The sequence below is a fragment of the Bacillus sp. FG16 genome, from assembly GCF_057809515.1.
The window spans coordinates 1-461 of record NZ_JBMDKC010000329.1 but is presented as its reverse complement, the minus strand read 5'-3'; the positions used below and the strand labels follow the sequence as shown (position 1 = coordinate 461).

The following is a 461-nucleotide window of genomic DNA, read 5'->3' as shown; positions in this document are numbered from 1 at the left end:
CAACAAGCAAAGACAGAAAAGACGATGAAGGAACATACAAAGAAGTTAGAAGCAATTTGTGTGGATGTGCAAGCCGTGAATCAACGGTTTGAAGAAGCAACCAAATCGCATGTAGTTACGCGAATTATTCGAGAACAATTGCAGAGGGAACGTTATGAGAAAGCACATAAGTTAGCGAAGGAAAATGTGCAGTTAACGACCGATGACTGTTTCAAAATAGAAAAGATGGTAGAACAAATTGGAGAACATGCACGAGAGAAAGTAGAAGCAATTGTAGCGGAAGAAGCAACGAAACGAGAGACAACGCAGATTATGCGCCAAGTTACTTCTTATCTCAAAAAGAAATTAGGGTTACGTTCCATCGAAGATATTTCAAACAATTTGATAGACCAACATAAAGTGTTACTGCAAGGGGTAACGAGAAAAAGATTGGATACCTTCATGAAGAAAGGCGGTCGTTA

The 461-nt window shown here is 39.3% G+C and carries 1 protein-coding gene; it reads left to right on the top strand.

The window, feature by feature from the left end:
* Positions 1-75: 75 nt before the first annotated feature.
* Positions 76-461, top strand: a 386-nt coding sequence (locus ACODS7_RS32580) for a hypothetical protein (RefSeq protein ID WP_488828696.1), incomplete at its 3' end; no start/stop codon positions are given.